Source organism: Psychrobacter sp. KCTC 72983 (assembly GCF_014280455.1).
Lineage (GTDB): Bacteria > Pseudomonadota > Gammaproteobacteria > Pseudomonadales > Moraxellaceae > Psychrobacter > Psychrobacter pacificensis.
Genome location: NZ_CP060390.1, coordinates 2,777,134 through 2,801,998 on the forward strand (window position 1 = coordinate 2,777,134; position 24,865 = coordinate 2,801,998).

The 24,865-nt window shown below is 41.8% G+C and carries 20 protein-coding genes and 1 pseudogene; 15 read left to right on the forward strand and 6 right to left on the reverse strand.

The features are described from left to right. Positions 1-469 precede the first annotated feature (469 nt). The 5 genes from PSBA01_RS11870 to PSBA01_RS11890 all read left to right on the forward strand — a co-directional run bounded on the left by PSBA01_RS11870 (position 470) and on the right by PSBA01_RS11890 (position 8,882). Complete coding sequence (locus PSBA01_RS11870; protein WP_093071043.1) at positions 470-2,086, forward strand: DEAD/DEAH box helicase; 1,617 nt, start codon at positions 470-472, stop codon at positions 2,084-2,086. Between the two features lie 264 nt (positions 2,087-2,350). After that, positions 2,351-3,595, forward strand: a complete 1,245-nt coding sequence (locus PSBA01_RS11875; protein WP_186474482.1) for a DUF819 domain-containing protein — start codon at positions 2,351-2,353, stop codon at positions 3,593-3,595. A 234-nt stretch (positions 3,596-3,829) separates the two neighbouring features. After that, the gene (uvrA, locus tag PSBA01_RS11880; RefSeq protein ID WP_186474483.1) at positions 3,830-6,397 is read left to right on the forward strand and encodes an excinuclease ABC subunit UvrA; all 2,568 of its coding nucleotides are present in this window, start codon (positions 3,830-3,832) and stop codon (positions 6,395-6,397) included. 378 nt (positions 6,398-6,775) lie between these two features. Continuing rightward, on the forward strand, positions 6,776-7,531 hold the full coding sequence (locus PSBA01_RS11885) for a zinc-dependent peptidase (RefSeq protein WP_071001568.1): 756 nt from the start codon (positions 6,776-6,778) through the stop codon (positions 7,529-7,531). A 424-nt stretch (positions 7,532-7,955) separates the two neighbouring features. After that, on the forward strand, positions 7,956-8,882 hold the full coding sequence (locus PSBA01_RS11890) for an IS30 family transposase (RefSeq protein WP_025643743.1): 927 nt from the start codon (positions 7,956-7,958) through the stop codon (positions 8,880-8,882). 16 nt (positions 8,883-8,898) lie between these two features. Here the strand turns inward: PSBA01_RS11890 and PSBA01_RS11895 are convergent, their stop codons facing one another. Further along, positions 8,899-9,390, reverse strand: a complete 492-nt coding sequence (locus PSBA01_RS11895) for a hypothetical protein (protein WP_186474484.1) — start codon at positions 9,388-9,390, stop codon at positions 8,899-8,901. 209 nt (positions 9,391-9,599) lie between these two features. Here PSBA01_RS11895 and PSBA01_RS11900 point away from each other — a divergent pair, with 209 nt between their 5' ends. Continuing rightward, positions 9,600-10,085 (forward strand): hypothetical protein, encoded by a 486-nt coding sequence (locus tag PSBA01_RS11900; protein ID WP_058025357.1) that lies wholly within the window; start codon positions 9,600-9,602, stop codon positions 10,083-10,085. Positions 10,086-10,716: 631 nt separating this feature from the next. Here the strand turns inward: PSBA01_RS11900 and PSBA01_RS11905 are convergent. Beyond that, positions 10,717-11,079, reverse strand: coding sequence for a hypothetical protein (locus tag PSBA01_RS11905; RefSeq protein WP_186474485.1), 363 nt, complete (start codon positions 11,077-11,079; stop codon positions 10,717-10,719). Between the two features lie 400 nt (positions 11,080-11,479). Between PSBA01_RS11905 and otsB the strand changes: the two genes are divergently transcribed. Genes otsB through PSBA01_RS11930 form a run of 5 tightly spaced genes read left to right on the forward strand, consistent with a single transcriptional unit; the run spans position 11,480 to position 16,559 of the window. Beyond that, positions 11,480-12,367, forward strand: coding sequence for a trehalose-phosphatase (gene otsB / locus PSBA01_RS11910; RefSeq protein ID WP_228724581.1), 888 nt, complete (start codon positions 11,480-11,482; stop codon positions 12,365-12,367). A 21-nt stretch (positions 12,368-12,388) separates the two neighbouring features. After that, on the forward strand, positions 12,389-13,951 hold the full coding sequence (locus tag PSBA01_RS11915) for an alpha,alpha-trehalose-phosphate synthase (UDP-forming) (protein WP_186474486.1): 1,563 nt from the start codon (positions 12,389-12,391) through the stop codon (positions 13,949-13,951). A 19-nt stretch (positions 13,952-13,970) separates the two neighbouring features. Continuing rightward, the gene (locus tag PSBA01_RS11920) at positions 13,971-15,056 is read left to right on the forward strand and encodes an acyl-CoA dehydrogenase family protein (RefSeq protein ID WP_186474488.1); all 1,086 of its coding nucleotides are present in this window, start codon (positions 13,971-13,973) and stop codon (positions 15,054-15,056) included. Next, positions 15,044-15,904 (forward strand): PIG-L deacetylase family protein, encoded by an 861-nt coding sequence (locus PSBA01_RS11925; protein WP_186474490.1) that lies wholly within the window; start codon positions 15,044-15,046, stop codon positions 15,902-15,904. The genes PSBA01_RS11920 and PSBA01_RS11925 overlap by 13 nt, the downstream gene beginning before the upstream one ends. Then, entirely contained in the window at positions 15,888-16,559 is a 672-nt protein-coding gene (locus PSBA01_RS11930) for a class I SAM-dependent DNA methyltransferase (RefSeq protein WP_186474492.1), read from the forward strand. Before PSBA01_RS11925 ends, PSBA01_RS11930 begins: the two co-directional genes overlap by 17 nt. A gap of 5 nt (positions 16,560-16,564) precedes the next feature. Here PSBA01_RS11930 and PSBA01_RS11935 read toward each other — a convergent pair. After that, positions 16,565-17,640, reverse strand: a protein-coding gene (locus PSBA01_RS11935; protein ID WP_416383502.1) for an IS3 family transposase whose coding sequence is annotated in 2 segments (ribosomal slippage) — positions 16,565-17,385 and positions 17,385-17,640 — 1,077 coding nt in all. Because the reading frame shifts where the segments join, the coding sequence is not laid out codon by codon here. Between the two features lie 209 nt (positions 17,641-17,849). On the opposite strand from PSBA01_RS11935, the gene PSBA01_RS11940 reads away from it, so the two are divergent. Together PSBA01_RS11940 and PSBA01_RS11945 are read left to right on the forward strand one after the other, a co-directional pair. Continuing rightward, positions 17,850-18,524, forward strand: a complete 675-nt coding sequence (locus PSBA01_RS11940) for a glycosyltransferase (protein ID WP_186474493.1) — start codon at positions 17,850-17,852, stop codon at positions 18,522-18,524. Positions 18,525-19,139: 615 nt separating this feature from the next. Next, positions 19,140-19,823: a DUF421 domain-containing protein gene (locus PSBA01_RS11945; protein WP_186474494.1), complete on the forward strand. Its 684-nt coding sequence runs from the start codon at positions 19,140-19,142 to the stop codon at positions 19,821-19,823. A gap of 3 nt (positions 19,824-19,826) precedes the next feature. Here the strand turns inward: PSBA01_RS11945 and PSBA01_RS11950 are convergent, their stop codons facing one another. Together PSBA01_RS11950 and PSBA01_RS11955 are read right to left on the reverse strand one after the other, a co-directional pair. After that, positions 19,827-20,297: a CinA family protein gene (locus PSBA01_RS11950; protein ID WP_186474495.1), complete on the reverse strand. Its 471-nt coding sequence runs from the start codon at positions 20,295-20,297 to the stop codon at positions 19,827-19,829. A gap of 178 nt (positions 20,298-20,475) precedes the next feature. Beyond that, positions 20,476-20,784 (reverse strand): CsbD family protein, encoded by a 309-nt coding sequence (locus PSBA01_RS11955; protein ID WP_416383503.1) that lies wholly within the window; start codon positions 20,782-20,784, stop codon positions 20,476-20,478. Positions 20,785-21,124: 340 nt separating this feature from the next. Here PSBA01_RS11955 and PSBA01_RS11960 point away from each other — a divergent pair, with 340 nt between their 5' ends. Then, a complete protein-coding gene (locus PSBA01_RS11960; RefSeq protein ID WP_228724582.1) occupies positions 21,125-21,511 on the forward strand; it encodes an MgtC/SapB family protein in 387 nt (128 codons plus the stop codon). A 522-nt stretch (positions 21,512-22,033) separates the two neighbouring features. On the opposite strand, the pseudogene PSBA01_RS13495 reads toward PSBA01_RS11960, so the two are convergent. Beyond that, positions 22,034-22,744: pseudogene (locus PSBA01_RS13495) on the reverse strand (DarT1-associated NADAR antitoxin family protein). A gap of 721 nt (positions 22,745-23,465) precedes the next feature. Here PSBA01_RS13495 and PSBA01_RS11970 point away from each other — a divergent pair. Next, positions 23,466-24,740 (forward strand): tyrosine-type recombinase/integrase, encoded by a 1,275-nt coding sequence (locus PSBA01_RS11970; protein ID WP_186474496.1) that lies wholly within the window; start codon positions 23,466-23,468, stop codon positions 24,738-24,740. The last annotated feature ends 125 nt before the right edge of the window (positions 24,741-24,865 follow it).

The window sequence follows — 24,865 nt, forward strand, 5'->3', positions numbered from 1 at the left end:
TTTTATTGTGCTATACTGCGTCGCCACGCAAGCTTAGGCTTTCGTGAATTATGAGATTGATAACATCGCCTGCGATTTTGGGTCTAGGATGACCATAAGTAATTGTTGCCGATGATTTTGTGTACTTAAATAACGTCTTAAACATATCAGTTATTTTTGACTCATATCTTATCTACTGACCTATATAGGGTCTAGATTGGTTGCTGTTTGCGATTATCTGCTTTGGACAAAGCATTGATAATGCGCGTATATCAAGCATGGATAAGACACTCGGCACTACCACCAAAATACGTCAGACAGCACGAACGCATTTATTATAAAGACGCTAAGCTCTAATGGCTTGGTTTCTGATTATCGACACTTTTATGTTGCTCGGTAACCTTTAATAAAAGCAGCGTAATGAACGGTTATCAGTGGTATGCATCAAGTTTGCTGAATTTACAGCAGCTTATACTTACCAAGGATTCCTATGACTGACATCTTATCTGCAATTGCCGCTGAAAACGGTATCATCGAAAGCAACGACACTACTGCAAACACTGACACCTCTAACAATGACGCTACTGCTCAAGCAGCAACAGATGCGGCCTCAGAAGACAAAACAACCTTTAGCGATCTTAATATTGCCAAGCCGATTTTGACCGCGCTTGATCGTATCGGTTATACCAATCCAACCCCTATCCAAGAACAAGCCATTCCGTTTGCACTAGCCGGCCGTGACCTTTTATTGTCAGCGCAAACAGGTAGTGGTAAAACAGCAGCATTCGTAATCCCAGTACTCGATCGCTTAAGCCGTGCCACCAGCTTTGATAAACTGACCAAAGCCCTTATCCTAACGCCAACGCGCGAGCTTGCTCAGCAGGTGCATGACAGCGTACGCACGTATTCAAAAGACATGCGCGGTTTGTTCTGCGTGCCCTTGGTCGGCGGCGCGCCTTACAACGGTCAAATCACCGCCCTACGTAAAGGTGTACAGGTCATCGTCGCCACGCCTGGTCGTTTGCTTGACCATATAAAAGCAGGCCGTGTGGATTTATCAAACCTTGAAGTGTTGGTACTAGATGAAGCGGACCGTATGCTAGACATGGGTTTTGCTGATGACATCAGTGATATCTTAAGCGCCGCGCCAATCGATCGTCAGACGATCATGTGTTCAGCAACTTGGGATGGCCCAGTCGGTAAAATCGCTGCCAGCTTCACTAAGAACCCTGAGCGCGTATCAATCAAAGTAGAATCTGCACACATCGAAGAAAAAGTGTACTACTGTGATGATTTTGATCACAAAAACCGCTTGCTTGACAAAATCGTTTGCCAACAAGAGATGGATCAAATCATTATCTTTGCTGCAACCAAACGTAGCACTGAAAAATTGGCAAAACAACTACAAGAAGCGGGTCATAAAGCAAGCTTCCTACATGGTGACCTGCCACAGAGCAAGCGTAACCGCATCGTTCAAGATTTGCGTAATGGTAAGGTAAAAATCTTAGTAGCGACTGACGTTGCTGCCCGTGGTCTTGACGTGCCAGCCATCTCGCACGTCATCAACTATGATTTACCACGTCAGACTGAAGATTACGTCCACCGTATTGGTCGTTGTGGCCGTGCTGGCCGTACTGGTGTGGCTATCAGCCTATGCAGCATGGACGATCGTCCACAATTGGCCGCCATCAACCGTTACTTAGATCGCAAGATGGAAGTGTGCGTTATCGAAGGCATGGAGCCTAAGAAAACCTACGTACCAAGCGAAAACAAAGGACGCGGGCGTGGCCGTGGTCGCGGACGCTCAAGCGGTGGTTATGCTGGCAAGTCTACTGGCGGTGGCCGTGGTCGCTCAAACGATCGCGCAGCAACAGGCCAGCGCGCCAGCAATGATAGTGGATACCAAGGCCAAGGTGCTGGCAAGTCACGTGATTCATCAGGTAAGCCAAAAGACCGTTTTGGTGGTAAACCATATCAGGGCAAGCGCGGTGACCGTGCAGCTACAGGCCGTGGTCGTCCAAGTGGCAGCCAAGGTCGCCCAGCAAATCGTTCTGACAGCCGTGGTCAAGGTCGTCCAAACGGTGGCAACCGTGGTAAAAACTCATAATATCGCTATAACGAACGATTAAAGCTACTAATTACTAATTCATTAATCGTCTAAAGTAGTAAAAAGCCAGATACTTGTTATCTGGCTTTTTTGTGTGTGACCCATTGTTCGCTGATGGTATAGTTAAGCTTTTGCAGGCATGACTAACTATGATTCGTTTAGAACTCAGCAGTTATTAAGATCATTGACATGGCTGCTTGCACGAGTTTTTTAGCTTGTCTATACTGATTCACTTTTGCCAGTTGTTTGCCTCGGAGCGCCTTGATGCCTACTACCTCCACTTTAGCAATTGATAGCCTGCCATTAGCTTTCGGTATCATTATGGCAATCATTGGCCTAGTATTCTATACCCAAGGTTTGCCGGGTAAATTCTGGCGACGGTTTTATGCGGTATTGCCCGGTATTGTGCTGTGCTGCTTTATACCTGCTACTTTGAATAGCTTAGGGGTGTTCGCCGATGGGGTGGGTTCACAGATTTATGGATTTACCGCGACGTATCTGCTGCCAGCCAGTTTGCTATTGATGACCTTATCCATGGATGTTCCCAAAATACTAGGATTGGGTTGGAAAGCGATTGCCATGTTCTTTGCCGCCAGTATCGCTATTGTTATTAGCGGTCCCATTAGTTTAGGAATCGCTAAGTGGGTATCGCCTGAAATGTTCCTCGATGATACATTATGGCGTGGATTTTCAGCCGTGGCAGGCAGTTGGATCGGCGGTGCAGCTAACCAAGCGGCAATGAAAGAGCTGTTTGGGGTCAGTGATGATCTATTTGGCATGATGATCTTGGTGGATGCCACTAATGCCTCATTGTGGTTACTCGCAATCTTGGTGATGGCAAAACACAGCGCAAAGATCGATCGATTTTTGCGAGCGGATACCAGTAGTATTGATAAAGTTATCAAAGCCGTCGAAAGCTATGAGCGCGATCATGCCCGCCCAGCCACCATCAATGATTTGATGGTGATGTTCGGCTTGTGCTTTGCCATGGTAGGAGTGGCGCACTTTGTTGGTGGACAAATTGCTGACTTTTTTGCCCCATATAAATGGGCGGTGCAATATAGTTTTGCCAGTTCATTCTTTTGGATGGTGGTCATTATTACTCTGTTAGGCGTCATTTTTTCTTTTACTAAGATTCGCAGACTCGACCATGTGGGCGCCTCCAAAATGGGTACCGTATTTATCTTCGTGCTGATTGCCGCGATTGGTATGCAGATTAATTTAGCGGGTATTGTCTCGCAGTGGCGGCTATTGCTTATCGGCTTTTTATGGATGAGTATTCACGTCGTGCTTATCTTTGCTGTTGCCAGACTTATCCGTGCGCCGTTTTTCTTTTTGGCGGTAGGTTCTAATGCCAATACAGGTGGCGCATCGTCGGCACCGATTGTCGCGACGGCTTTTCATCCATCGCTTGCGCCTGTTGGGGTATTTTTGGGTATTATGGGCTATGCGGTGGGTACGTTCGGCGGGTATATTAGTACCCAATTGATGCGCTTGGTAGTGGGTTAGTATTTAGGTTATCCATATTCTGATAGCATTTTTTCCTCAAAAAACCTGCAATGATTGCGGGTTTTTTTATTATAAGGTGCCTAATGACTTAAGTTGTCGTTTTGTCTATCTATGCTATTGATACGTAAGCATTGCCACACCCCTGCATGAGTACGTGTTAACCTTCCTGCTACTCAGATGAATAATAATAAATACGTTAGCAATAGATAGTGTCTCAATAGGAAAAATAGCGTCATGGCCAATCCAAAACAATTAGAAGCAACAGAAAATAAGACAAGTATCGTCAAGAACGCTCTATACAACCCTAATCAAGAAAATATTCAGGTCAGAGGTGCGCGTGTTCATAATTTAAAGAACGTCGATGTGGATTTACCGCGCAATGCCTTAGTGGTCTTTACGGGTATATCTGGATCGGGAAAATCATCACTGGCATTTGGTACGCTATTTGCCGAGTCACAGCGCCGCTATCTTGACTCGGTCTCACCTTATGCTAGACGACTGATCGATCAGGTTGATGAGCCCGATGTCGATGCTATCGAAGGGCTGCCGCCAGCCGTGGCACTGCAGCAGCAGAGAGGCACACCATCGGTTCGTTCATCCGTGGGTAGTGTGACGACTATTTCTAATGGCTTACGTATGCTGTACTCACGAGCAGGAGCATATCCCGCCGGCCAAGAGCTGCTGTATGCCGATGCGTTCTCGCCCAATACGCCAGATGGTGCCTGTCCCACGTGTTCAGGTATCGGCCGTGTATTTGAGGTCACCGAGGATCTGCTGGTACCAGATAATACCAAAAGCATTCGCGAGCGAGCCATTGCCGCATGGCCACCAGCGTGGCAAGGTCAAAACCTGAGCCGTATATTGACCACGCTCGGCTATGATATTGATAAACCTTGGCACACCTTACCAAAAGAGACCCGCGACTGGATCTTGTTTACCGATGAGACGCCAACGGTACCTGTTTATCCTGAGTATGATATAGAACAGACACGGGAGGCAATTGAGAAAGGGGAAAAGCCAAACTATATGGGTACGTTTACCAGTGCCAAAAACTTTATTTTGCATTCTTTTGCCACTACTCAAAGCCCGCGCACCAAGAAACGCGTGTCGCAATTTATGCAGATATCCGAGTGTCCAGAATGTCACGGCAAAAAACTTAAGAAAGAATCACTGTCGGTTAAATTTGCAGGACTCGATATCGGTGAGCTGTCACAGCTTACATTGACGGACATGGCCCAAAAACTTGAGAAAACAGCGCATACCAAGATAGCTGATGATACACCAAACCGCGAAAAAGCCATTGTTGCCCAGCGTATTGCCAGTGATATTCTCTCTCGTATTGAGGCACTAACAAGGCTTGGGCTCGGTTATCTGTCACTTGAGCGTACCACACCAACGCTATCGCCTGGTGAGCTACAGCGATTGCGATTAGCGACCCAGATTCGCTCGCAACTGTTTGGCGTGGTTTATGTCCTTGATGAGCCATCAGCAGGTCTGCACCCTGCTGACACGCAGGCGCTACTTGGGGCGCTAGATGAGTTGATCGCGTCTGGTAACTCGGTGTTTGTGGTTGAGCACGACGTGAGTGTGATTGGGCATGCTGATTGGGTGGTAGATGTCGGGCCACAGGCTGGCACGCATGGCGGCGAGATTGTCTATAGTGGGCGTGTAGAAGGGCTACGTGAGGTTGCGCAGTCGCATACGGGTCAATATCTCTTTGCTAACGACACGGCGAATCATCAGTCAAAATCTGACATAAGGCAACCGACAGCGTGGCTGAAACTCGCAAATATCGAGCGCAATAATATAACAGGCTTGGATGTTGAGTTTCCGCTTGGGGTGATGACTAGTGTCACGGGTGTCTCAGGGTCAGGTAAGTCGAGTCTTATCAGCCAAGCATTGGTAGAGCTTATCAGTGAAGTATTGGGGCAAAAGACGGTTACTGAAGCGCCTGTAGGTGAGGCAGATTTGCTTGAGCAAGAGCTTGAGACAGTCACTGGTGGTGAAATCGTCGCTGGCATGGAGCAAGTCCGTCGTCTTATTAATATCAATCAAAAGGCGATTGGGCGGACACCGCGCTCAAACCTAGCAACCTATACAGGATTGTTCGATGATGTGCGTAAGCTGTTTGCCGCAACTAAGCAAGCAAAAGCACATGGCTATGACGCTGGACGTTTCTCGTTTAACACCAAAAAAGGCCGCTGTCCAAATTGTGAAGGTTTGGGTTTTGTCAGTGTGGAGCTGCTATTTTTACCAAGTGTCTATGCACCTTGCCAGGTCTGTCACGGGCAACGCTATGATGAAGAAACACTTACCATCACGTATCGAGATAAAAACATTGCTGAAGTATTAAATTTAACCGTTGAAGCGGCTCATGAGTTCTTTGTTGATGAAGCGCCTATCTTGCGCGCATTGGATGCGTTGCTGCAAGTGGGGCTTGGCTACTTACGTTTGGGGCAGCCCGCCACTGAGTTGTCAGGGGGTGAAGCACAGCGTATTAAGCTTGCCACTGAACTACAACGCACGCAACGAGGCGATACGCTCTATATCTTAGATGAGCCAACCACAGGTTTACATCCTGCTGATGTATCCATGCTGATGACGCAATTAAACGGTTTGGTCGATGCGGGGAACACCGTCATCATGGTTGAGCATGATATGCAAGTGGCCAGCAATAGCGACTGGGTGATTGATATGGGGCCAGGGGCAGGTGATGAGGGCGGGTTAATTGTCGCTCAAGGTACGCCAGAAGACGTGGCCCAATCAGAAGACAGTCGCACCGCACCGTTTTTATTGGTGTGATTTTATTGATGTGACGACCAGTTTTCAAATTGGGTCTAAGAGTGAAGGGTATCCCCAATAATTATCAGGGCATTTGGGCAATTCAACTAACGTGCGACGCAACGCATCTGACCATTGATGACGGATGGTATTAAAGTGCTCATCACCCTCATCAATACGGCGACCTTTGGGTAAGATTAAACTGTCATTACAGTTAGGCTTACAATATCAATTTTAAAACATAATGTATGGATGACAGTCTGCGCCGCTCAGTAATGTATTTATGAGCGGCGTTTTTATACATTTTAATATAGTAATTATCATGGCGTGCTACTGGTTATCGCTATAATATACGTAGAACGGCTGGCCTATATACTAAGAAGAATAGGGATAAAGTGTATGTTTGACATCATAAAAGACTGGCGTGAGCAGCGTATATTGGACAACAGCAAGTTCACGCATGAAGACTGGGCGCGGGCGGCTGAGTGTATCATGATATTGGATAGGTTGACTGAAGACGAGCTAAGCCGCTTGTTTGACTTGGCGACTTTGTTTTTGGATGATAAGTCGATTGTGGGTGCACAAGGTTTTGAGATTACTAATGCGGTCAGACAATCCATTGCACTACAGGCGTGCTTGCCTATCTTAAACCTCAGCCTTGAGTGGTATAGCGGTTGGTCATCTATTATTATTTATCAAGGTTCGTACAAAAGTGAGAGTACAACGGTAGATGAATTTGGTATCGTCCATGAGGGCAGTCAGCACCGTAGTGGGGAAGCATGGCAGCGAGGTCCTGTCATTCTCTCATGGAAGGATGCCAAGCACTCAGGTGAGCGTGACGGACACAATGTGGTGATTCACGAGTTTGTGCATAAGCTTGATATGATGAATGGCCGCGCTAATGGCTTTCCACCGATGCAGCCTGACATGGATCCTGCACGTTGGACACAAATCATGTCGCGAGATTTCGAAGACTTTCAAACGCATCGTAAGTCAGGTTTAGATCGTTATGGTGCGACCAATCCTGCCGAGTTTTTTGCGGTATTGAGCGAAGTATTTTTTGAGACGCCGCAAAAGCTAGTGGATGCTTATCCTGACATTTACGATATTATGGTGAAGTTTTTTAAGCAAAGTCCACTTCAGCCAAAAGCATAAAGTAAAATATATATCAAAAATTAAATATAATTCAATATGATAAAGAGACAAAAAGGGCAGTGCTTCATATATGACGCATTGCCCTTGTTTAATATAATTTATCTGACCATAAAGATGCTTACGCTGTTATTTAAACCGTCCACTGATCGTTAACGACAGCGACGAGATAACGCTTACCCTGATACTCATCAAACACCAAGCGCAACACCCGCCAGTCTAAACCGCTGTATTCATCACTACCTTTATAGTAAAACTCAACGACATCAGAGTTTTGATATATTTTATTTAGGTTATTGATGCTATTGCCACTTTTTTGAAACCTTAGATTAACACATGAAGTGCAATACCAAATGCAAGGTGAAAAAAAGACCTAGATGCGCTAGCATCAAAGTTTTTATCCACCGACCAAAGTGAGATTGCAACCATGAGCTATACACATCTAAGCCTAGGTGAACGATACCAGATTTATGCCCTTAAAGGGGCAAAACATAGTATTAATTTTATAGCGAGGGTGTTAAACAGAAGTCCCAGTACCATATCAAGAGAGCTTAGGCGTAATAAAAGCCTACGAGGTTACCGAGCAAAGCATGCTAATAACAAGGCTTGTGACAGACGGGCTAACAACGCCACAACTATTGTGACTGACCTCTGGGCATGGGTGACAGACAAGCTTAAAGAGAACTGGAGTCCTGAGCAAATATCTGGCGTTCATGCTGGTATCAGTCATATGAGCATTTATCGCTATATTTGGCGTGATAAGAGGCAGGGCGGTACATTGTGGCAGTGTCTCAGACGTAAAGGAAAACCATACCGGCAGCGTCTAACCGCTGAGACTCGAGGCCGTATCAATGACAGAGTCTCGATTCATGAGCGCCCTTGTATTGTTGAAGAACGCTCACGTATTGGAGATTGGGAAGCGGATACCGTTATCGGTCAGCATCACAAGCAAGCGATTGTCACGCTCGTTGAACGTAAAACGGGGCTGCTGAAGATGAAGCGTGTGGGTCATAAAACAGCACAGCAAGTATCAGAGGCAATGATAGAACTCTTAGCGCCAGTGAGGTTGCAGGTTAAGACCATTACCTCTGACAATGGTAAAGAGTTTGCTCAGCATAAGAAGGTGAAACAAAAGCTCTTTAGCCCTTTCTTCTTTGCCGATGCTTATGCGTCATGGCAGCGAGGAACCAACGAGAATACCAATGGCCTTATCAGAGAGTACTTGCCTAAGGGTTGTGACTTTAGACAAGTCTCTGATAATGAAATACAGGACATTGAGAACAAACTAAACAACAGACCAAGAAAACGATTAGGGTTTAAAACGCCTATGCAGGCGTTCTATAATATTAATTAGCGTTGCACTTGGTGTGTTAATCTAAGAACTCATTGACGCTAAGGGTAGCGTCATTAAAGGTTTTGGCCTTTACCCAAGTGTCTAGGTATTCTGGTAGCGGTATGATTAATGGCTCACCAGAGCCGTCACGTTCACCCCAAGTAAAGCGGATTTTGGACTGCTGCAAATACTGTGCATATTGCGCGCGGCTAAAAACCTTGTCTGACTCAGGGCGCACATAGGCATACATGGAGAAACGCACACCACGGGTAGGATGAATGTCTTTGGCTATTCTAGAAAAATTTTTATTGGCGAGCGCCCGCTGTATACGCAACGCTTGCTGCTTTAGGGTTTGTTGACTGATATCAGTACTTATAGCCGTTGCTGAGGTGCTGGTAGGTTGAGAAACAATGGCTTCACTGGGCTCAGAAGCGGACTGGCAACCAGTCGCGGTCAAAGTAAGCAACAAAAGGCCACTAGAAGCCAATGCCGCAGATTCATTCTTAAAAAAGGTAGGTAGTATTATCATAAAAGCATCCTTACCACAGTTATTAGTGAAATAAACGTCACGATAAGCCACTGAAATTGTCATCACAATAGATAAAAGAGCATAAAAGCGCTATGTAATCGGAATTTTGATGAGTGAACCTGAATGATACGATAATACAGCAGAGTCGTTATATGGCTATGATGTAATAGACCGTAACACTTATAAGATAAGATCTCGTAGAGAACGACATGCCAACATACAAATCGCTGATATTACTATCAACCATAGCACTGACAACTGTCGGTACTGCTACAGCAGATGTGACAAAAGCATCTCAGAAACAAGCTGCTGCAACTGATATGAAAATCACGACCATCACAAAAATGTACCAACAAGATATCGATGACCAAGGTATGAGTAATCCTATAGTGCTACAGCAATATGCCAATGCTGACTTACAAGCAGCCATGCAGCTAGAACAAGATTACTTTGATAAAACTCAAATGTCCTGCAATGTTGATTATGATGTGCTGTGGGATTCTCAAGACCCTGATTATACGCAAGACAAGAAGTTTTCGATGACTGATAAAGGATTGGTTCAAGTCAGCTTGGCGCAAGGTAGCAATATTTATTATGATTTGACATGCAATGATAAAGATTGCCAAATCGCAGATGTTAGCTTAAATGAAGATGGTGGAACTTTGAGTAAGCATTTACTTGAAACTTGTCGTTAGTAGAAAACTGAATTGATATTAAAAATGTCAGCGCCAAGCTATTTTAAATTTAAAAATACGCAGTTAAATATAGAAACGATATGACGCAGATTGATATTTACTCTTATACTGAAACCGCCGGTATGTTTTCGCATAATGTATATTATGTTAAATAAAGTCTATAAGAGAATAAGTTCGTGCTTAACTTATTACTTATTCTTATGTCAACTTATGCTAAATGGCTCAAGCACGAAATTACGATACTCTATCGAACATCTCAATAATGAGTCCGCTGCTTGTCGATGCCTCCTTTCAAACAACCATATATTTTTTTGAGTCAGATAGTAAGTCGTCTATAACTATAAATGTGTTTGATAATTGCTTTTACCTTGTGAAATATTGAGCTTACCCTGATATGTTACGCTTTTTATCGGATAGGCTTTTTTAGTACCCAACAGAATTATCTTCGACATCTCAACAAAAAGACAGCTTTACTATAATAAGAAAATTACTTTTCTCGTTATAGTAAAGCCGTCGATATTTCTAAGTATTCAGCACACAACTTATTAGTTTTTGTGAGCTTAAGAGAAGTTGTTATCCCTACTTTAAGTTTAATCCAAATATAGGTCGATTCTACTCTGACATCTACGATTTATTGAGCACTTTCTACTGGGTCTTGATTGAAACTCGTATTGTCTTCGTCTACCATTGTTGTATCACTAGTGACTGAGCCATCCATCATTTCATCGGTAGTGGTACTATCCATCATTGTGTCGGTAGTGGCTGTACCAGCTGGATCCATAGGACTGTTTGTATCGGCCATATCCATATCCGTGGTTGTTTCACCCATAGTAGAGTCCGTCCCTACTTCAGCAGTAGTAGCTTCAGTCGTGTCCATCGTACTATCTGGCGTCTCTTCCACTTCATTACTACAAGCACTAAGTCCTACAACGCTGACCAGTAATGCCATCCATAGTTTACTTTGAAGTGAATGGCTAGAGATTGTTGTCTTCATTTTAATATCCTTAATAAAGTTAAGATAAACCATTAATTATGGTATTGAATATTTCTACTTAACTATTACTTTAAATGAATTCCAATATTAATACATATGCCGACTAAGATGTTTTTGTTAAATTTTAATAGCTTTTTTAAGTAATATAGTTATATCAGGCTATTAAAATAAAATTTATTACAGTATTTTAAATAAGCCTTAACTTAAAAATAAAACTGTGTAATAAATTTAATTAATTACAAAAGTCTAGTAATTTTACTATAAAAGCTGACAATGTTTGGCTTTTTTTATGACTATATTATTAAAAAACTTACTGATTATCAATTTTTATCTATAAGCGTTTGGAATCTATAAGCTAAAAAACATATAAGGAAGTATTACTTCAGGAACTATTTTTAGTATGGAAAGTCACCCTATATATATGCAACCGAATTTACTAGTAGATTATCTAAAACATCAGAAAAATTGCTATTTATTTTTAGATATAGACGGTACGCTTTCAGATTTTACACTAAACCCTAAAGATAGCATCGTACCATATTCAACTTTAAGTATATTACGGGAACTACAAAAACATGGCATTGTAGTCGCTATTGTAACGGGTCGCAGTCTTGTTGAAGCTAGAAGTTTACTGGCACCTATAGAGTTACCGATTGCAGCAACTCACGGTCTAGAAATAGCATTAAATAGTAGTTTTAGTAAATTCGAAGACGAAGATCTGAATGAGGTAAATACGCTTTTTATTGATACCTTAGAACTAGATAAAATAAAGCAAGATATCCTCCGCTCTTGTGCCCTCTATGACGACTTCTTCGTAGAAAGTAAACCTTATTCCGTCGCTTTACACTTCAGAAAGAATCCCGTTTTGGCTGATGAGGCTTATCGCCTGATGAAGGAAGTATTAAAACCCTATCCTGATTGGGTGTTAAAACCTGGAAAATATGTTTGGGAAGCGGTACCAAAAGGTGTAAATAAAGGGACTGCCATTCTATACCTACTAGGCAAAATAATGAACAAAGCTAGCAATGATACTTGTGCAATTTTTATTGGTGACGATATTACTGATGAAGCCGGTTTCAGAGCCATACAAGATTCAAAAAAGATAGTAGAAGGCTTAGAACAACCACCAAAAGGGCTAGGCATTAAAGTAGGAAGGGAGTCGACCTGTGCTCATTATTATGTCAACGATATTAAGGAAGTAACAAACTTACTCCGTAACCTTCTAAGTTTTTGCCAAACACGTGATAGCTCACTATCTGGAGTAATAAAAGTCAATTCTCACTATTAAGGAAAAGTTGAGGTCAATTTTATGAGTCGTTTAATTGCCTTATCAAATCGGGTTAAGGTGCCCGACAACAAACCGATGGCTGGCGGACTGGCAGTAGCTCTACAAAACGTATTGATAGGGAACTCAGTGGTTTGGATGGGTTGGAACGGTAAAGTCGTAGAGAGCCGTAATAATGCTAACGGTTCTACTGACTCATTTACTAGCCAGCCAGCCAGTTTGACAGGTGAAGGCACTTGTATTACTTATATGACCACAGCTCTTACCACTGAGCAATATAATCAATTTTACTGTGGTTTCGCTAACAATGTCTTATGGCCACTATTGCACGAACGAATCGACTTAATCAGTCAAAAATCCCAAGATTACGCAGGCTATCAAGACGTAAATCGGCTTTTTGCCAAACAATTAAAGAAAATCATTGAGCCTGACGATGTGATTTGGGTACATGATTATCACTTTTTAAGCGTGGCATATCATTGTAGACAGCTAGGTATCGCCAATCGTATCGGATTTTTCTTACATATTCCATTTGCTTCATTACGTTTTTGGCAATCGCTTTCACAAAGTTCTGAGGTCATTCATCACTTGGCCCATTATGATTTGTTGGGTACGCAGACTCAGCAAAACAGGACTCATTGCTTGAATGTCTTGCAGTATTACTTAAAAGACTATTTTATACACGACCAGCTTGTAGCAAGCGCACCGATAAATGTGTTAGACATGAAGCGAAATTTTGCTCAGCCCTATACCTATACTAGAGCAAAAATGACGCTCGATTTAGCGCTAAAACCTCAGCACGCTTTAATGGTTGATGCTTATCCAATAGGCGTCAATGTGACACAAATTCAGCAGCAGGTTAAACACTTATCTTCCGCTATCCCCTTGCACTCCACCCCACTTTATAAAAGTAAAAACCTTACTTTTCAACAGATTATTGCAGTTGATAGGATTGATTATTCAAAAGGGCTGTTAAAACGCTTTGCAGCATATCGTGATTTTTTAGCGCAAAATCCATCGTATCAAAATCACCTGCAGTTATTACAAGTCGCCTGCCCTAGTCGTTTAGATTTGCCGACGTATCAAAGTCTTTACGATGATGTCAAAAAAGAGGTCTATGACATCAATCAGCAATATCTGTCTGAGAATAGCAATTGGCAAGCCATTAACTATAGCGAAACCGCATTGAGCCATGAGAAATTGATGACGATGTTTTGGCAAAGTGACGTCGGTTGGGTGAACTCGCTCAAAGACGGTATGAATCTAGTAGCCAAAGAGTATATTGCTGCCCAAAACCCTGATAACCCTGGTGTGTTATTGCTCTCCCGTTATGCTGGAGCCGCTGAACAAATGCAGGCTGCCGTCATCATAGATCCCCATCAGCCGCAAAGCATGATAGAGGGCTTAAAAATGGCCTTAACGATGCCGTTGGAAGAGCGTCAGTCTCGTTATCGGTCATTATTGCAAGGACTACAGAAAGACAATTTGCAGATTTGGCAGCAGAGTTTTTTGGATGATTTATACAACGAAAGCAGCAGTCAAATAAGTAGCATGGAGCCCGCCAATGTTCAAATGTCTGACTCATAAGGATAACTAGGAGACTCTCATGCGATCGATAAATACAAAAAACGATTTATTAAGAGATATTAAAGTCGCTGTCGATAAAATAATAGCTACTGACACCCAAGCAATGAGTACGCTTAATCTGACCGCTGCATTACGCCGTGAAATTTTAGATATATTAGTGTCTTATAGCGAAGATATCCCTCATCCAGCAAGCGGTATGGTGGAGCATAGTAGACTTTCAAACACTTTAATACGCTGGCAAGTTTTGGCATATGTTGCAAGTATTGATTTAACGATTGCTAAATGGTTTGAGTCGCATTTAGACGCTTTAAGTATTCTGAATGAAATTGGATATAGTAAGGCAACCAAAGGTTTATGGGCCGTTTGGGCAGCAGAAGGCCATCCCGACCCCCTTCGTTATGAGCAAGGAAAGGCCATTGGTCACAAAGCATGGTGTTCAGGAGCTGGCATGGTAGATTATGCCCTTGTTACTTATCGCAATAGCAATAATCAGTCACAACTAGTAATTATAGACATGCATCAGGCAGGTATTGAAATTAACAATAGTGAATGGCAGGCAGTAGGAATGCAAGCCACAGATACAGCTACTGTGAAGTTTTGTGGCGTATCAGCGAGTTTGGTTGGAAAAGAGAATGCCTATCTAGATCGTGCGGGGTTTTGGCACGGGGCTGCAGGGGTTGCTGCGTGTTGGTATGGCGCATCAGCTTGCCTAGCAAGCTATTTGACCACTGCTTATCAGCAAAAACCGAATGACTACAAGGCCATGTATTTAGGTGAAATTGGTACTGCATTGGCAATTACTCAACAATATCTCTATTACGCCGCCGATCTGATAGACACAGAGCCGTCACTTTGCCATGAGCTTGCTATACGCCAATTGAGAGCTCAAGTTGAAACAGTCGCGCGCCATACAGTAGAGATAGTGGGTCAAGCATTAGGAGCCGCACCATTTTGCCGTAATGCTCATTTTGCAAGACTATCAGCAGATCTTCTCGTGTTTATTCGCCAAAGTCATGGTGCTTTCGACTTACAAAAAATTGGTGAGTTGACCAACCTTTTACACAGCAATTCAACTCATGGACAGGCAAACGTATGGCAGCTATAGAATTAGATAAGAACATACAGCTTATCTTCAAAGATAATAACGTTAAGTCTACTACCCTGCTTCGATATCCTCATCCAATCGTAGGAGACCGTATTATTGAAGGATCTGGTACTAGCTCAGACACATGGCAAAACTGGACGGGATTACGAAAACTGCCTCAATTAAATATTCAGACCAGCTTTAACTCCCATCAACGCGTCTGTATCTTTGCACCGCATCCTGATGATGAGATATTAGGCTGTGGTGGATTATTGCAGCAACTAGCAGATAACGGCAATCCCATAGTTCTCATCCACGTAACTAATGGTACCCAAAGTCATCCCGACTCGAAGATTTATTCTCCAGAACAGCTGAACACCCTCCGTCCAAAAGAAAGTGTTGAAGCTCTAAAAACGTTGGATGTGAGCCATCAGGTTACGACACTTGCTTTAGATTTAACAGATGGGGATGTATTCGCGCAACAAGCTCTCTTTCGTCAGAAATTAGTGACTATCCTCCAGCCTAACGATATTTTAGTCACCACCTTCGCACGAGACGGGCATCCTGACCACGAAGCCACAGGGCGCGTGGTCACCTCATTTGCCAAGCAACATCGCCTGCCCTGCTATCAAGTACTGATATGGGCATGGCATTGGGCAACGCCTGATGACAGTCGTATCCCTTGGCAATATGCCGTGAGAATGGATTTAACGCCTGAACATTTACAGAAAAAAATCGATGCTATCCATTGCTTCAAAAGCCAAACTACTGAAGATGTAAGTACAGGCAACTCGCCCATTCTAACTAAGCAAACGATTACTCGAATCAGCCAACCTTGGGAAGTTTATATATATGAACCATACCTCTAAAGAAAGCTTGGCTAATTCTAGTCAGTACAGCGCCTATTCGGATTCATATTTTGACGAATTATATAATGACAATACCGACCCATGGCAATATCAAACTCGTTGGTATGAAGAGCGAAAACGTAATACTTGCTTGGCGCTACTACCCCAACCACACTATGAACGTGCGATTGAATTGGGCTGCGGTAATGGCGTACTAAGTGAGTTATTGGCTCATCGTTGTCAGGATTTAATTAGTATCGATGGCAATCATCAAGCAGTGAAACTTGCTAAAGAGCGTTTAGCAGCACTACCTCATGCTAGAGTCATACAAGGTATTGTTCCCGATAAACTATTTTCTTTAAAAGAGTTATTGGAACAGAGGAAACCTCTATCAGAAAATACTTCGATCAATCAACCACCCTTTGATTTAATCGTTATTAGTGAGATTTTATACTATTTGTCATCCAGTGATATTGATGTGGTCATCAACTGGGCACTACACAATCTTGCCCTAAATGGTACTCTGCTGTGCTGCCACTGGCGCTATGCTATTGATGGTTTTGCAATGACAGGTGAAAGCGTACATCAGCGTTTACATCAGACATTTATTGACAATAACAAAAATCAGTACTCATTTAACTGTAAATACCCCATTCTTAACACAACATCATCGTAGAATAATTAAGCCACCTGCCTGTACTCAGCAGGTGTCATATCATTAAGTGAATCATGGGGTCTTTCGGTGTTATAAACCGTGATCCAGTCTTCAGTCAGCATATTGACCTCGTTTAAATTGTTGAAAAGGTAGCAATCTAAAACCTCATTGCGATAACTGCGATTAAACCTTTCAATGTAAGCGTTCTGATAAGGACAGCCAGGCTCAATATAGTCAACATAGACACCATGAGCTGATGCCCAATCAGTGAATACGCTGGATGTAAACTCACTGCCGTTATCCACACGGATCTGCTTAGGATAGCCATGCCACTCAGCTAGCTGGTCAAGGTAGCGAATTACTCGGAGTGATGGAATGCTGGTACCAATATCAATGCCGAGTACTTCACGGTTGTAATCATCAATCACATTAAAGGTTCGAAAGCGAATATTGTTATGCAGCTTATCGCTCATAAAGTCCATAGACCAAGTATGACCTAATGTATTTGGTACACTTAGCGGCTGGGGGTTACGTGCTGGTAGCCGTCTTTTAGACTTACGGCGTAGGTTTAAGTTTAACGCGGTATAAACACGGTGTACTCGCTTATGATTCCATGAATAGCCAAGCTTGCGTATACGCTTAAAACACTTAGGGAAGCCCCAACGATTGTGCTTATCTGTTAGCTCATTTAAGACATCAATAATCTCACTATCATCAGATAGCTTAGGCTTATAGTAGTAAGCGGTTCGACTCATACAGACCACCTGACAGCTCAATGCAATACTAACACCATACTGCGCCTGCAATTCTTGCGCCCAGACTTTGCGCTCAAGGGCAGGCGCTATAGCTTTTTTATGATCTCTTCCTGCATCTGCGCTCTAAGGCTTAAATCAGCATACATCTGTTTAAGCCTACGGTTTTCTTCTTCAAGCTCTTTTAGTCGCTTGACATCAGAGGCTTCCATACCGCCATATTTAGACTTCCATTTGTAAAATGTCGAGCTAGCTACCCCGTATTTACGGCACAGCTCTTTAGCAGATATCCCAGCTTCTGCTTCTTTTAATATGGATACTATTTGCGTCTCAGTCATTCGTTTGCTCATATCAAAACTCCTTATGTGTATTTTATAAGAAATTCTACGTTTGAGCTGTGTTAGTTTAGGGGATAGTTACATAACCATCAGAGCCAAATGATAGATAGCGACTTTTTACTAGATATCTGGCAACGTTCTTCCACGTCAGTTGCTATGCAAGAAAACTTAATATAGAAAACCAAAAAGAATCGTAAATTACATCGGGATTAGCAGATATTATGAAAATTAGTATTGTGATTCCTGCTCATAATGAAGCAGAGACTATCGCCCAGTGCCTGGCGTCTGTACAGATTGCAATCGATCAGTTACCTTCAACTTTCACTGCTTCTGTACTGGTGGTACTAGATAGCTGTACTGATGACACATTGAGAATCGTCCAAGCGGCAGGAGTCGATTATTTATGCTGTTATTATCAGTGCGTGGGACAAGTGAGGGATCTGGGCATCCGCTATGCAATTGCTCATGGGGCAACATGGCTTGCCTGTACCGATGCTGACTCAACAGTGCCTATGGATTGGTTAGTGCAGCAAATGGAACATCTCGATCAGCAGAGGGCCGATATGATTTGCGGCGTGGTGTCTATCAATAACTGGGGACATTTGTCATCACAAACACAACAAGCTTATATTACGCATTATCAAGACAAGATGGGGCATCGACATATTCATGGGGCAAATTTGAGTTTTAGTAGTGACGCTTATTTAGCTATTGGCGGCTTTGCACCTTTGACTTGTCATGAAGATGTAGATCTAGTTAATAAGTTCGAAGCACATTGCTATGCGATTACTTGGAGCAATCGCGTCCGTGTACTGACCAGTAGTCGATTGCAAGCTCGAGCAAAAGAAGGTTTTGGTGCATTTTTAGCAAACCTTGAAAAAGTCAGCTGGTCATAGTCATATTAAACCCATCATAGTTCAAAGCTATTAAAAGCTGAAATTAAAAAACATCTCTTTCACTTTCATCAGGCTTGTCTACACTCTCTGTAACAGGTATTGCACTATAGGTATTACTGTTGCCTCTCTCTTCTATTATCTTTCTCTCGTTATTACTCTCGTCATGTATGAGATCAGAAGCAAATGGATACTCATTCGATATTTCTGTATTGTCACTATCGCTAAGCAAGATACTCTCCGTAGACTTGTCAAAGTTTAAGAGCAAAATATTATTTTTTTGAATATCATTTGTATGAAACATATCAAATAAAAAATATAAAAAAAATGGAATAAGAAAGAGTGCTATTAATAATCTTTTAGTTAGTGACTTAGAAGGCTGGTATTTCCATGAAAATAATGGCGCTAACAACAATAGGATGCAAGCACCTAAAAATAAAAAACACAAATTTTTATGTTTGAATAGATTGTGATCATCAATACAAAATTAGTCCAGCCTTAATGTTGTTATATGCGAAATTAATTTAAATACTCTATTAAAATATTACTATTAATTTATTTTATCTTGGATTGGCTATATAAATATAAGCGGTTAAAAAGTAATAATAGGAAAATAAGATGAACTGGTTAAGTATCTTTATTTATGATACAACATGGTATTTTGCCGCAGAAATAGCCATACGTACCGTTCTCATGTTCAGTTTGGTCATTTTATTACTGTGGTTGACAGGTAAACGCGGTGTTCGGCAACTGACTATTTTTGAGTTAACCATTATCTTGTCACTCGGCTCTATCGCTGGTGACCCTATGTTCACTGAAGACTTACCGCTGATCCAAGCCGCACTTATCATGAGTATTGTGCTGTTGCTTTATAGACTATGTACTTGGCTTGCCTCCAAACACAAAGCCTTTGAGCTGTTATTAGAGGGCAAGCCTACTTACATTGTCGAAAACGGATTGCTTGTGTTGGAAGATGTCGAAAAAGGCAGAATGTCTCATGATGAGTTTTTTACTGAAATGCGCAAACAAGGCGTACGTCATTTAGGGCAAGTTCACATGGGACTATTAGAAACCGATGGAGAGTTTAGCGTGTTGTTGTTTCCAGATGATGAGACTCAATACGGCCTGCCTATTTTCCCTAAAGAGTTTCAACCAGCCCAGCTTATAGTACAGGGGCATCCGTATGCTTGTATGCATTGTGGTCAAGTCGAGTATCTCTCAAATCTAAATAAAACCTGCGAGCGTTGCCATCATAATACTGTGGGCTGGGCAAAAGCCCTCAATAATAAGATTGTCAACTAATCATCAATACTTACTCACCACATCAATAATACTTTTGCAAATCAGACTATAGATGCTACGTAATTTTTGCTGAGATGGCCCATTACATAAGCTGCGAAAACTGTGCACCTCACCCTTATAGCCAATACAATAAAAAAACGTCCCAACTGGCTTCTCTTTAGTCTCGGAGCCTCCAGGCTTTAGTAACCCTGTACATGCCACGTGCAAGTCGGCTTCAAATTTTGCTTGAGATTGTTTGACGAGCTCTTGGGTAACTTCTAAGGATTCAGGCGTATACTCATCAATCAGCCGACTCGATATATTCAGCACATTCTTTTTTATGACCGCGTCATAACATACCAATCCTCCAATCAGTACATCACCTGAACAAGGACTGACAGAAAAACGATGGGCGAGATAGCCAGCGGTTGCACTTTCAATAAAAACGATCGTTAAATTCTTATCAGCCAGTACCTTAGCGCAACTGTCAGACATGATATCTCCTTAAAAAATAAAGAACCAAATACTGTATGTGTCTTAATCTGTCATCTTACTATCAACCCTTTAAAGAGAAAAAGACCGCATCCTATTTCAATGCGGTCTTTTATCATTTTGTTCTTCTATCCATACATTATCTATGTACAAATAAGAAAACTCTGTCAAAAAACTGACCTTAGTACTGATTTTCGCGACGCCACTCATCTACGTCACGCTCAGCGTCTTCTCTTGAATGGCCATAACGCTCTTGTACACGTCCAACCAATTTATCGCGATCACCTTCAATATGCATCATATCGTCGTCTGTCAAGTCTGCCCATTTTTGTTTGACGGCCCCTTTCATTTGATTCCAGTTGTCTTTTAAGGTTTGACTGTTCATATTATTGTCATTCATATTAGTGTTATCCATATTAGTATCGTCCATTCTTTGGTTGTTTTTATATTGCGTGTCCATACTTTGCTCGTTAGTATTTGGATTATCCATTACAATTATCCTTTTGTGAGAGACTTTGTATCAGCCATAATTAATACTGACTGATAAAAATAATATAATACATTTTATCCAATAATTTCTGTATAAAGAGTGTTTTTGTTTATATAATATCATTAATACTCTAACAAAATTAATTCTTATATTTAATCAATGTGAATAAATTAAGTTTTACTCCAAATAGCACTATTATTCTTAATTTACATTTAATCAAACTTCTTAAAATATATATTTTGCTTACTCATTACCCATATTAACAGACGAAAATTATGTTTGAATTTGATATTAGCTTAAAAATTTTTTCTACCATGTAATTCAATTAAGTATTGGTTTTTTGCTGTCGCTACCAATTGCACTCAATCGTGAACTTGAAGACAATGGTGCTGGACTTAGAACATCTCCATTGGTGACGATTGTTTCATGTGCTTTTATGCTGGTTGGTAGGGATATTTACCATGGCTCTGATGCTGAGGCTAGGATTATGTACGGCATTATTACTGGGATGGGCTTTATCGGCGGTGGCGCTATCTTTAAGAATGAGGATGAGGATGAGGATGAGGATGAGGATGAGGATGAGGCAAAGGGTACTGCGGCTGGGCTGTGGAATACAGCAGCAATTAAGATATTAGTAGCTTATAGCCGTTACGAAATTGCTATTATATTATCAATAGTTGGTTTTTTGATCCTACAATTCTCAAAACCTTTTAAACCAAAATCTTAACGATGCCACTCAAAGTCATTAAAATAAGTAATGAATGGCTACCTTAGCGAAAATCTCATACTTACTCGTTTTTTAGAGAGTATTAATGATCGAGTCTCTTTGATACTTAGACCAATAAATGTAACTTGTTGTGTTTTCTAAGGAAAATTTGTTTTAGGCTTGAAGTGGGTAGTTCATTACTTAACTGATTAGAAATAAATAATTCCATAGAAGCGGTAGCGAGTAATTAGCTAAGCATACATTATAGGAGGGAGTTTCCAGCTCTTTATATATCTAGCACATAAAAACCAAATAAATTGAAACTTTCCTATCATTTGAGCTGTCGCAAATTTTGCGACAGGTGCTTTCTAAGTACCTAATAAGTAATCGCTGTCACTACTAATGAACTACCGAGTAATCTTCGGTAGTCTCAGTTTCGAAAATGACATTTTTCGGAATGATTCAGATCTAGATTAGCCCTACTCTCTGCAACCAAACCTTTATTTCAAACTGTTTACAACCAATCGAGCGCTAGCCTATCTCTTAAACCCAGCCTTCCTCCAACAGATGCTCAGTATTGCTGACTTTGAACTCATTGCATAAGTCATAAAATGTCATTGGATCTTCAATATTGCCGAGCAGCTCACGTTTGTTTAGGGCCACAAATAGAGCCAGCGCATACGCGGCACTATGGATTGATTTTTTTGGATTGAACGTCAGGTCAGTAAAGGCTTGGTATTGCATGACCTGTTCATGCAGCTGCTCATTTTGTTTGAGCGCAGTGATATATAGCCAGTCATAAAACGCGGTCAGTGGCTCTACGCTCCACTGTAAACCAAAATAATCATAGCCAAACAGCTCGCCCGAATGACTGAGTCACTCGTCTTTTCTCGCCTGTCTTGGTGCGGCTTTTAGTAAATCGGTATAAGGGCCACCTTGCTGAAACACTTTACTGGCATAAAAGGCATTTTCAACACTGTATGTCTGATCATCATTACTCACCAGCTGCAAGCTTGACGGGTTTAGCAAAAAACTCAATTTCTCGCCAGATTTACTGGATAACTCCAAAACATGCTTAAAACCGTATTTTTTACGAATGACCTGATGCATGTCGTTGATGGATTTTTTCTTTTGTCTGGTCGCAAATCCCACATGCCGTTCAAATCTGACCATGTATGTTTTTGCTAGATTGTCACTGTTGACTCTCGGCATAAAGACAGGCTTATGCTCTACCCCATTTTGTCTGTGTGCCATAGGGTGATTTTTTTTGCTCCATAATAGGCTGCCTTATATCCATCGTCTTTTATAAATTTTCAGTTATCTTTTCGGTCATCGCTACTTGGTTTATAGATGCTAAATCCAAACGCCGCGCGCACAACGAGAACGAGGCAGTGTATCTTATTATGCCGCATTTATCTGCCCTATTTTAAATTTGCCAATAGACTTACTGAGTTTTGTTTTTATGAATACTTAGAAAATTGGCTTTTAGTCGTTTTACGTGCCTGCACTGATATTAAACCTTAAAACAGTACCTTCCAGATTTGCATAGAACAGTACTATGACCTTGATTTTTATATTCTGTGCGCGTACGCGACCGTGTTTTTTATAATAAATCTGCTCTATCGCTTACCAAATGGACGATTCGCCTTATAAATATCTCTAATTATGTGCCGAAATGATGAGCAAAAAAACGATACTTAACCCAATAAGCGTATGATCTGCTTCTTATTTCCCCAATATGCTACAATTATCCCCTTATTTCCCCAATATGCTACAATTATCCCCAAGTGAGCCTTGGGGATAATTAGCACATAAATCCTTTTGTATAAAAGGCCTGTAATATTATCATAATAAATATCGGTGTCCATATCAGTGTCCAAATACTCTTTGGCTTTTTACAGGAGGGTATTTTCATAAGTTATCGAATTTGCATAAACTATCACGCATTTACCTCATAAAAATTACAGATAAGAACATGGCTGTCGACAACATAAATGATATCAATAAACTTGAATGTCGAGATAAGGATTACTCGGTCAGTGTCTCAGGTATCGCGGGTCTAAGTCTACGTGTCTATCCAAACGGTAAAAAAGAATACTACCTGCGCTACTCTCATCCACATGTCGATGGTAAGCGACCCAGAATGATGCTCGGCAAGGTTGAGGACATCAGCCTATATGAGGTCAAGTACAAAGCAGAGACCATACTTAACATAGTCGCAAACGGCTCTGACCCCAAAGCCATACAGCAAAAAGAGCAAGTGAATAAGTATGCTCACTTAAAGAACGCCACGTTCGCTGACATTGCCCAAGCATGGCGAGATCACAAAACATCCAGTCGTCAGCAAAGCAAATCAAAAAAACCTGCGTTTAGTGAGTCGACACTCAAATTTTGGGATTTGTGCTTGGGATACATGTGCCGTGATATTGGCGATCTGAGAATGAATGATATCACCAGTGAGATGATATTAAGTGTGTGTGAAGCAATCCAACATAACGACAATCAAGCGACCTTCGTTGGCGCCAGTACGCGGCTGTATACGGAAAAAGTATTTTCATTCGCTGTCGCACGAGGATTATGCGATAAAAATGTAGCGATTGACACCCGTGGCGAGTTGGCACCTGCCAATTCAGGCAATCACTTGCCAGCTATTACCAAGCCCGATCAGTTTGCGACGCTTTTATATGAAATGTCCAATTTTAAAGGGGCAAGCAAGCTTACATTAGAAGCCATGAATTTATTGCCTTATGTGTTTGTCCGTAGTATTGATTTACGCTCTATGCGCTGGCAGGATATCGACTGGGATAATAATACATGGGCATTCTTCCCGACCAAAGGCGAAGGTCGCGACGACATGGTGTCGCACTTAGTCGTGCCATTAGCGACGCAAGTGATTGCGCGATTACGAAACATTCAATCTATCACAGGACATAAAGAGTATGTCTTTGCCTCAATGCGCGGCTCAAGCAATGCTTATATCAGCAAAGCCACACTGGTACAGATATTTCACCGGCTTGGATACAAAGACGTGCAATGCGCGCATGGCTTTCGGGCCTCGGCCAAAACTTTGCTTATGGAACAGCCAGAGTTACGCTACTCAGACATTGTCACAGAATTACAGCTGGGTCACAGGATAAAAGACACGCACGGCGGGGCTTACAACAGACTTGATGAAATCGATACCAGGGTACAGATGATGCAAGATTGGGCGGATTATATAGATAAGCTGCGAGATTACGCTAAGACGTAAGCCAAGTGAACTCGCGCTAAGAATCGTTTGAAAAATAGACGGGGCGTTAAATACACTATAATATGACGAACATCAATTGATAAAAAATTGCTTTGAGCGTTAAACATAACTACCCATTCATGTTA

Excerpts from the sequence above, each read along its gene's own strand:
- PSBA01_RS11950 (WP_186474495.1), bottom strand. The coding sequence starts at position 20,297 with ATGTCTGACAGTTGCGCTAAGGTACTGGCTGATAAGAATTTAACGATC.
- PSBA01_RS11885 (WP_071001568.1), top strand. The coding sequence starts at position 6,776 with ATGTTTGACATCATAAAAGACTGGCGTGAGCAGCGTATATTGGACAAC.
- PSBA01_RS11905 (WP_186474485.1), bottom strand. The coding sequence starts at position 11,079 with ATGAAGACAACAATCTCTAGCCATTCACTTCAAAGTAAACTATGGATG.
- PSBA01_RS11895 (WP_186474484.1), bottom strand. The coding sequence starts at position 9,390 with ATGATAATACTACCTACCTTTTTTAAGAATGAATCTGCGGCATTGGCT.
- PSBA01_RS11915 (WP_186474486.1), top strand. The coding sequence starts at position 12,389 with ATGAGTCGTTTAATTGCCTTATCAAATCGGGTTAAGGTGCCCGACAAC.
- PSBA01_RS11890 (WP_025643743.1), top strand. The coding sequence starts at position 7,956 with ATGAGCTATACACATCTAAGCCTAGGTGAACGATACCAGATTTATGCC.
- PSBA01_RS11945 (WP_186474494.1), top strand. The coding sequence starts at position 19,140 with ATGAACTGGTTAAGTATCTTTATTTATGATACAACATGGTATTTTGCC.
- PSBA01_RS11870 (WP_093071043.1), top strand. The coding sequence starts at position 470 with ATGACTGACATCTTATCTGCAATTGCCGCTGAAAACGGTATCATCGAA.
- otsB (WP_228724581.1), top strand. The coding sequence starts at position 11,480 with ATGGAAAGTCACCCTATATATATGCAACCGAATTTACTAGTAGATTAT.
- PSBA01_RS11940 (WP_186474493.1), top strand. The coding sequence starts at position 17,850 with ATGAAAATTAGTATTGTGATTCCTGCTCATAATGAAGCAGAGACTATC.
- PSBA01_RS11925 (WP_186474490.1), top strand. The coding sequence starts at position 15,044 with ATGGCAGCTATAGAATTAGATAAGAACATACAGCTTATCTTCAAAGAT.
- PSBA01_RS11930 (WP_186474492.1), top strand. The coding sequence starts at position 15,888 with ATGAACCATACCTCTAAAGAAAGCTTGGCTAATTCTAGTCAGTACAGC.
- uvrA (WP_186474483.1), top strand. The coding sequence starts at position 3,830 with ATGGCCAATCCAAAACAATTAGAAGCAACAGAAAATAAGACAAGTATC.
- PSBA01_RS11955 (WP_416383503.1), bottom strand. The coding sequence starts at position 20,784 with ATGGATAATCCAAATACTAACGAGCAAAGTATGGACACGCAATATAAA.
- PSBA01_RS11920 (WP_186474488.1), top strand. The coding sequence starts at position 13,971 with ATGCGATCGATAAATACAAAAAACGATTTATTAAGAGATATTAAAGTC.
- PSBA01_RS11875 (WP_186474482.1), top strand. The coding sequence starts at position 2,351 with ATGCCTACTACCTCCACTTTAGCAATTGATAGCCTGCCATTAGCTTTC.
- PSBA01_RS11970 (WP_186474496.1), top strand. The coding sequence starts at position 23,466 with ATGGCTGTCGACAACATAAATGATATCAATAAACTTGAATGTCGAGAT.
- PSBA01_RS11900 (WP_058025357.1), top strand. The coding sequence starts at position 9,600 with ATGCCAACATACAAATCGCTGATATTACTATCAACCATAGCACTGACA.